Origin of the sequence: Thermomonas beijingensis, assembly GCF_020034655.1 — a bacterium.
In the GTDB taxonomy this organism is placed as follows: Bacteria; Pseudomonadota; Gammaproteobacteria; order Xanthomonadales; family Xanthomonadaceae; genus Thermomonas; species Thermomonas beijingensis.
Window position 1 is genome coordinate 481062 of the sequence record NZ_JAIQDJ010000002.1, and the last position, 7940, is coordinate 489001.

The window sequence follows — 7940 nt, forward strand, 5'->3', positions numbered from 1 at the left end:
TATGGGATGGGAACTTGAAGACGTAGAAAAACCGTTCGTCACGCAACTGGAAGGTCTGGGTTGGACGCACATCGAGGGAAGCATTGACGACCCCGTGATCACCGGGCGCAGCAGCTTCACCGAAGTCATTCAGGAAGGCGTGCTGCGCAAGAAGCTGGCCGAAATCAACTTGCGCGAAGTCGATGGGGCGCTCGTGCCCTGGCTGGATGATGAACGCCTGTCTGAGGCCGTCGCCGCGATCACGCGCATTGCGCGGCCCAAACTCATCGAGGCCAACCAGGCGGCGACGGAATTGCTGTTGCTCGGCATCACCGTTGATGGCCTGCCCGGCTGGGATGGTGGACGTGGCCAGACCATTCGCTTCATCGACTGGGACACTCCCGAGAACAACAGCTTCACGGTCGTTAACCAGTACCGCGTGGATTGCCCGCCCGGCTACAACAGCGGCAAAGCCTTCATCGTGCCGGATCTGGTGTTGCTGGTGAACGGGATTCCGCTGGTGGTGGTCGAGTGCAAGAGCCCCTCCGTCCCGGAACCGCTGGCCGAGGCGATTGACCAGTTGCGCCGCTACAGCAACCAGCGGCACGCCAACTACGAGGTGGAAGACTTTGAGGGCAACGAGCCGCTCTTCTTCACCAATCAGCTGTTGATCGCGACCAGCTTTGACGAGGCGCGCGTGGGCACCATCGGCGGCTTGTTCGAGCACTTCGCCAGCTGGAAGACGGTGGCCCCGGCGCGAGAGGCAGACGTTGCGGCCAGCCTTGGTGTTGAGCATCTTTCCGAGCAGCAACGCTTGGTAGCGGGCATGCTCACCCCAGCAAACCTGCTGGACATCGTGCGCCACTTCACCCTGTTCATGCAGGCCGGTGGGCAGACCATCAAGGTGGCTTGTCGCTATCAGCAGTTCCGCGCCGTGAACAAGGCGATTGAGCGCCTGCAGAGCGGCAAGACTCGCTTGCAGGATGGCGAGTACGACCGGCGCGGGGGTGTGATCTGGCACACCCAGGGCTCTGGCAAATCGCTAACCATGGTGTTCCTGGTGCGCAAGCTGCGAACGAATGCCACTCTGCGCCGTTTCAAAGTGGTGGTGGTTACAGACCGCAAAGACTTGCAGGACCAGCTCAGCGCCACCGCAACGCTGACCGGCGAAGTGGTGGAGGTGGCCACTTCGACGGTGGCCGCGCAGAAGCTGGTGCGCCGCAAGGGCCCCGGTCTGCTGTTTGCCACGATCCAGAAGTACCGGGACCCGGATGCCGCCGGTGAGCCGGGCTTGACCGAGGACGACATCCCGGAGGGCTGGCAAGACGGGCAGATGGGCGTGAAGGAGCCTGCTGCGGCCACCTATGTGGCCAAGCCTGCGGCGAAGACCTTCGAAGTGTTGAACGAGGACGACACCATCCTCGTGCTCGTCGATGAGGCGCACCGCACCCAGGCGGGTGACTTGCACGCCAACCTGCTGGCCGGGCTACCCAACTGCGCACGTATCGGCTTCACCGGCACGCCGATCATCATGGGTGACAAAAAACGCACCCACGAGATCTTCGGCGAATTCATTGACCGCTACACGATCAAAGAGGCCGAGGAAGACGGTGCAACGGTGCCTGTGCTGTACGAGGGGCGTACCGCGCAGGGTGCAGTCAAAGACGGGGCCAGTCTGGATGAGTTGTTCGAGGACTTGTTCCGCGAGCGTAGCGCGGAAGAACTGGAGGCGATCAAGCAGAAGTACGCCACCAAGGGCCAGATCTTCGACGCCCCGCTGCTGATCGCGGACAAAGCACGCGACATGCTGCGCCACTACGTGACCAACATTCTGCCCAATGGCTACAAAGCGCAGGTGGTGGCCTACAGCCGCTTGGCCGCTGTGCGTTACGTAGCCGCGTTTGAAACGGCCAGGGCCGATTTGCTGGCCGAGGCCGAAGCGCTTCCACCCGAAGACAAGGCGCTGGACGACGAGGCGCTGTGCCAGCGGCCGCCCAAGGTGCAGGCTATCGTGCAGGCCTGGCGCTACCGCGACACGCTGAAGAACATCGAGTTCGCGGCAGTGATCTCCGGCAGCAACAACGACGATCCGGCCTGGAAGCAATGGACGGACGCGGCGGCCAACGAGACGAGGATCAAGCGCTTCAAGAAGCCGCTGTTCCACACCAAGCCAGAGAAGACCGACGCGCTGGCCTTCCTGGTCGTGAAGTCGATGCTGTTGACCGGCTTCGATGCGCCGATTGAAGGCGTGATGTACCTCGATCGCCCAATCCGCGAGGCGGAATTGCTGCAGGCCATTGCCCGCGTGAACCGCACAGGGTTTGGCAAGCGCTGCGGCATCGTGGTGGACTACTACGGCGTCGCCCAGCACCTGAAGGAAGCCCTGGCGGCCTACGCCGACGAGGACATTCAGGGCGCACTTCAAAGCCTGAAAGACGAAGTGCCGGCGCTGCGCGATCGGCACCTACGCGTAGTGGACCTGTTCCGCAGCCGCGGCATCGAGTCACTGGATGACGTGGAGGCCTGCGTTGAAGTGCTGGCGGACGAACGGCTGCGCGCGGAATTCACCGTCAAGCTCAAGCAGTTCCTTGGTTCGCTGGACATGGTGTTGCCGCGCCCGGAAGGCTTGCCCTTCTCCAAGGACGCCAAGACCCTCTCGTACATCTACGCCCGAGCCCGCAACCGCTACAAGGACACGCCGGTTCTCGGCAAGGATGTCGGCGCCAAGGTCCGCAAGCTGATCGATGACCATGTGATTTCCTTGGGCATCGATCCGAAGATCCCGCCGATTGCACTGACCGATGCTGAGTTCGACACGCATCTGTCGCGGCAGGCAAACGACCGCGCCAAGGCGTCCGAGATGGAACACGCCATCCGTTCGCACATCCGCAAGCATCTGGATGAGGACCCGGTGCTGTTCCGCAAGCTCAGCGAACGACTGAACGAGATCCTGAAGACGTTGGCAGATCAGTGGGATGACCTGATCGCAGCGCTGCAGAAGATCATCAGCGACATGCGCGCGGGCGCCTCCAGCGATGACGCTGGCCTGCCCGACATGCCAGAACACTACGTGCCGTTCCTGCGCATGCTGCTGGAGGCCGTGGTGGGCACCGAGCGTCCGAGTGACGAGCAGTTGCTGAAGATTCGCGACCTGACTGTGGAGCTCGTCGACATGATTGCCGGCGAACTGACCGACACCTTCTGGGAGCCACACAAGCGCCCGGCACAAGACGCTCTAGGGGCACGCATCTTCAGAACGCTGCGCACATCCCGCCTGGTTGCACCCGGTGATGTGTCAGCCCTGAAAGATCGCCTGCTTGAACTCGCCCGCGCCAACCATGAGAGGTTGACCAAGGCATGAGCGTGCTGACCGTAGACGATCTCTCCTTCGAACTGAAGCCGAGCACCCGGCGCAGGACCCTTCAGATCACCGTGGATCGCAGCGGTGAGTTGGTGCTGTCGGCACCGCCCGATGTCGAAGAGGAGCGCCTGCGCGAATTCGTTCTGGAAAAGCGCTTCTGGATCTACACCAAGCTGGCCGAGAAGGATCGCCTGCAGAAGGCCGTGCCGACCAAGAGCTATGTCGATGGCGAGGGCTTTCTATACCTGGGTCGAAGCTACCGGCTGCGCTTGGTGGATGAGCAAGACGCCGCTTTGAAGCTGCTCAACGGGCGTTTCATGTTGCGCCGTGACGTGGTCGATACCGCCCGCGGCCATTTGATTCAGTGGTACGGCGCCCGGGCCAAGGTATGGCTTTGGGACAAGGTGCAGGACTACGTGGCGCGCATGGAGGTCCAGCCCGTCGGCCTGAAAGTGCAGGACCTGGGCTACCGCTGGGGCTCATGCGGCAAAGGCGACTGGCTGTACTTCCACTGGAAGACCATCCTGCTGCCGCCACGCATTGCCGAGTACGTGGTCGTGCATGAACTGGCACATCTGCATCAACCGCATCACACGCCGGATTTCTGGCAGAGAGTCGAGCGAGCACTGCCTGACTTCGAACGGCGAAAGACCTGGTTGGCCGAGCACGGCATGGACGTAGAAGGGATTTGAGGCGATGGCACAGAACTATTTCAACAACGACCATTTCAAGCTGCTGAACAAATGGAAGGGGACGGTCTACGACAAGACCAACCCGGAGCAGCAGCGCGTCTATGAGGAGCTTGGGCAAGCCTACGACGTCACCAAGCACTGGGCCGAGGCGCTGCAACAGCAACTGTTCAAGGATGGGTGGACCAAGACGGTCCGCAAGCCCGCGGATCGCAGTGGGAAGTTCACGGCCTACAACTGGGCACGGATCTACCCAGAGCAGAAATCTCACAAGGGCTTGGCATACACCGTAGGCATTGATGCCGCTCTCGGCTTCATCGTCAAGATAGACCTCGTTGACACCCAGGTTAGCGACCCCGGTCTGCGCAAGAAGTATGAAGAGATTCGCGGCAGCTTCACGGCCTCCCCCATCGTGGCCATCAAATCCATCGCAGATGGTCTGGCACTCGACTTCACGGCACTGGTGGATTGGAGCGCAGAAGCCATCAAGAATTTCAAGATCAGCTACGAGGATGTCGCCGAAAAGCTGGGTCTGTCCGCAGACGAGGACCACAAGAGCCTGCTGGCCCACTTCCAGGGGCACGAGGACTTCGTTGAACGGCAGCCGCTGTGGACCAGCACCACGACTGAGCTGTTCGGCCGACTTGCCCGTGCTGTGAACGAAATGGGGTTGGACTGGTGGTTCATCCGGGCCACCAACAGCCAGCTGCGCTTCGGCCGCAAGGAAAAGGGTGTGGTGAAAGGCGGTCCAGTCGGATGGCTGTTTTTGCGCAAGGACGGCATCCGAGTCAGTTGGTCCGCCTTTGCCGGGTTGGATGAGCTTGAGCCAACTGATCTCACGAGCGAGCTTGTCCAAATCTTCGAAGCCGCCGACAAGGACGAAGGCAGTTGGCCGGCCAAGCTTGGGGCGCGGTCTGGACGCAACGGCTACTGGCCCGATGACTACGACATTGAAGACGAGCCCAAGAGCGACAAACCGCCAAAGAATGTCATCTACTACGGCCCGCCCGGCACCGGCAAGACGTTCGACCTGCAAGCCCTGCTCGTGTCTGATTACACCGATGCCGAGTACGGCGAGCGCTACGAGTTCGTCACCTTCCACCAGTCCTATGGGTATGAGGAGTTCGTGGAGGGCCTGCGCCCCGTCATCACCAAGCGAGGCAAGAAGCGCGCGGCGGAAAGCGAGGCAGCCTCGTCGTCAAATGGGGAGGTGCGCTACGAGATCAAACCAGGCGCCTTCTTGAGGCTGTGTGACAGAGCGCGGAAGAACCCGTCGCGGCAGTACGCGATGGTGATCGATGAGATCAATCGCGGGAACATCAGCAAGATCTTCGGCGAGCTCATCACACTCGTGGAAGTCGACAAGCGCGAGGGTGCGAAGTACCCCGTCGCCGTGACGCTGCCGTATTCCGCAGAGACCTTCAGCGTGCCGTCGAACGTTGATGTCATCGGTACGATGAATACGGCGGACCGCTCATTGGCGCTGGTCGATACCGCGCTTCGCCGTCGCTTCGAGTTCATCGAGTCGATGCCCAAGCCCTCAATTCTTGCGGGCACCATCGTCTCCCACAACGGCGTGGACATCGACATCGAGCAGCTGCTGACCATGCTGAACAAGCGGATCGAGGCTCTGTACGACCGCGACCACACGGTGGGACATGCCTACTTCACACGCATCAAAGACCTGAAAGATGCCGATCGCTTCAATGAGTTGAGGACCGTGTTCAGGAACAAGATCATTCCGCTCCTGGAGGAGTACTTCTTCGAGGACTGGCAGAAGATTCGACTGGTTCTGGGCGATAACCAGAAGGCCAAGCAGGACCACCAATTCGTGCATGAAATCGGCCGCGAGGAGGACCTGCTGGCTCTCTTCGGCCGCGAGCACGAGCTGGATCAGTACGCGATTCGTTCTCGCTACCAGTTGAACGCATCCGCGCTCGATCAGCCGGACGCCTACGTAGGCATCTATGCGCCCAAACCTGCCGTGACCGCCGGATGAATTCCCTGACGATCTTTGAGTTCGACAAGGTCGTCGAAGCAAAGGCCGGAGCGGTCGGACTTGCTGTGCCCAGACGTGTCTTCGCCTGGCTGGACATGCAGTCCCTGCGAAATGATGACGATGCCCCTGGTTGGCTCAAGCCGACCCACCTGAGCGGCCAGCGGGCCATTCAGGTCACCAGCTATGTGGGCGTCATTCGCGCCCCATGCGGATTTCAGATCGAGGTACTGCCAAAGACTGGGAGGAATACGTCACCTGACGAAGCACGCGCGCTCCTCATCGAGATGTTGAAGTGCCTGGCCGGGTTTCGGCACATCAAGACAGCCAACGCGGACTTGGTCGCTGAGCGCATGCCCCTCCTGGAGGTCTTCATCCAGCAGTTCCTGTTGGCCGTCGGTTCGCTCGTCAAGCGCGGACTGCGCAGTGACTATGTCGCGCGACAGGACAACCTCTTTGCGCTTCGTGGGCGGTTGTTGGTGGCACGGCAGATCACCCAGAATCTGGTCAGGCGTGACCGGTTTTTTACCGAGCACGACGAGTTTTCGCAGGACCGTGCAGAGAACCGCCTGATTCACACGGCGCTTCGCCATGTTCTGACCCTCTGCAGATCGCAGGAGAGCCAGCGTGTCGCACGCGAACTCAGCTTTGTCTTTTCAGATGTTCCGCCGTCAGTCGATGTTGCCCAAGACATTCAGCGAATCAGGCTGGATCGAGGCATGGGCTACTACGAGTCCGCACTGGACTGGGCCAAGCTGATCCTGCAGGGTCTCAGCCCCATCTCTGGGATGGGAAGTCACCATGCCCCGTCGCTGTTGTTTCCGATGGAAGCAGTGTTCGAGGCCTATGTCGAGAAGCACTTGGCAAGGCAGTTGCGTGCTGACTTCGTCCTGAAGGCACAGGCAAGCAGCCAGCACCTCGTTGCGCACGATGACCAGCGATGGTTCCGCTTGAAGCCCGACCTGTTGGTAAAGCAGAAGCAAACCACGCGCTTGGTCCTGGATACGAAGTGGAAGCTGCTGGATGCGGCAAAGAAAAACGGACGCGAGAAGTACCAACTCAGCCAGGCCGACTTCTATCAGCTGTACGCCTACGGTCACCACTACCTGGACGGCACCGGGGACATCGTATTGATCTATCCAAAGACGGACACCTTCACAGAGCCGTTGCCAGTCTTTGACTTTCCGAAGGCCATCGGGATGCGCCTTTGGGTGCTGCCGTTTTGCCTCACGAAGCGCCAACTCATGCTGCCAGCTTCGCCAGCATTCGACGTCGCATTCATTCAGGACAATTCAAGTAAAACCCGGGCCGACAACTTGAACGCTGTCCCGGCTTGAGACCAAAGAAGATTGGGGAAACATAGATGGCACTGAACCTTGGCAAAGTGGTTGTGGACTACCTGGCCACGCATCCAGAACAGAAGTTCTCCGCTCGACAGATCGCCGAGTGGATTTTTGAAACTTATCCTACAGAATGCCAAGAAAAGCGATCCAATAGTCGGGGCGATTACATCAAGACCGATGCCGACTTGGTTCAACAACTAGTAGCGGAGATCAGCTCTCAGCGACCTCGCTTGCAGAAACGTAACCCGGAGCTAAAGACAACCGAGGGGCGGCCACGCAAGTATTACTACTCGACAATGTCCGATGTCGCTGAAGTGGCTGCGGTCGAGAGCGTGATTGCCACGCCTGCTGCAGACGCAAGTGGAAAGTCGCAGGGAGAGCACGCGCTGTACCCGCTGCTCTCGCTGTATCTGTGGGAAGAGTTTGGGGTTTACTCAAAGCGCATCGATGAGAAGTGAATCGCCCCGGCTTTCATGGAGGCCGGTTGGTTTAAGTTAAATGGCATCTGCCGTCATGGCGATTTGCCGGTAGTAGTTTGCCTCAGCTTCGGCCGGCGGGATATAGCCGATTGG

At 60.1% G+C, this 7940-nt stretch carries 5 protein-coding genes; all 5 read left to right on the forward strand.

From position 1 onward, the window contains the following. Window position 1: 1 nt before the first annotated feature. The 5 genes from K7B09_RS08035 to K7B09_RS08055 are packed head-to-tail and all read left to right on the forward strand — an operon-like array spanning window position 2 to window position 7826. On the forward strand, window positions 2–3340 hold the full coding sequence (locus K7B09_RS08035; RefSeq protein WP_223628681.1) for a type I restriction endonuclease subunit R: 3339 nt from the start codon (window positions 2–4) through the stop codon (window positions 3338–3340). Further along, complete coding sequence (locus K7B09_RS08040) at window positions 3337–4032, forward strand: M48 family metallopeptidase (RefSeq protein ID WP_223628683.1); 696 nt, start codon at window positions 3337–3339, stop codon at window positions 4030–4032. Before K7B09_RS08035 ends, K7B09_RS08040 begins: the two co-directional genes overlap by 4 nt. A 4-nt stretch (window positions 4033–4036) precedes the next feature. Further along, complete coding sequence (locus K7B09_RS08045; protein ID WP_223628686.1) at window positions 4037–6028, forward strand: AAA family ATPase; 1992 nt, start codon at window positions 4037–4039, stop codon at window positions 6026–6028. Continuing rightward, window positions 6025–7362: an McrC family protein gene (locus K7B09_RS08050; protein WP_223628688.1), complete on the forward strand. Its 1338-nt coding sequence runs from the start codon at window positions 6025–6027 to the stop codon at window positions 7360–7362. Before K7B09_RS08045 ends, K7B09_RS08050 begins: the two co-directional genes overlap by 4 nt. Before the next feature lie 26 nt (window positions 7363–7388). After that, entirely contained in the window at window positions 7389–7826 is a 438-nt protein-coding gene (locus K7B09_RS08055; protein ID WP_223628690.1) for a hypothetical protein, read from the forward strand. Window positions 7827–7940: the final 114 nt, after the last annotated feature.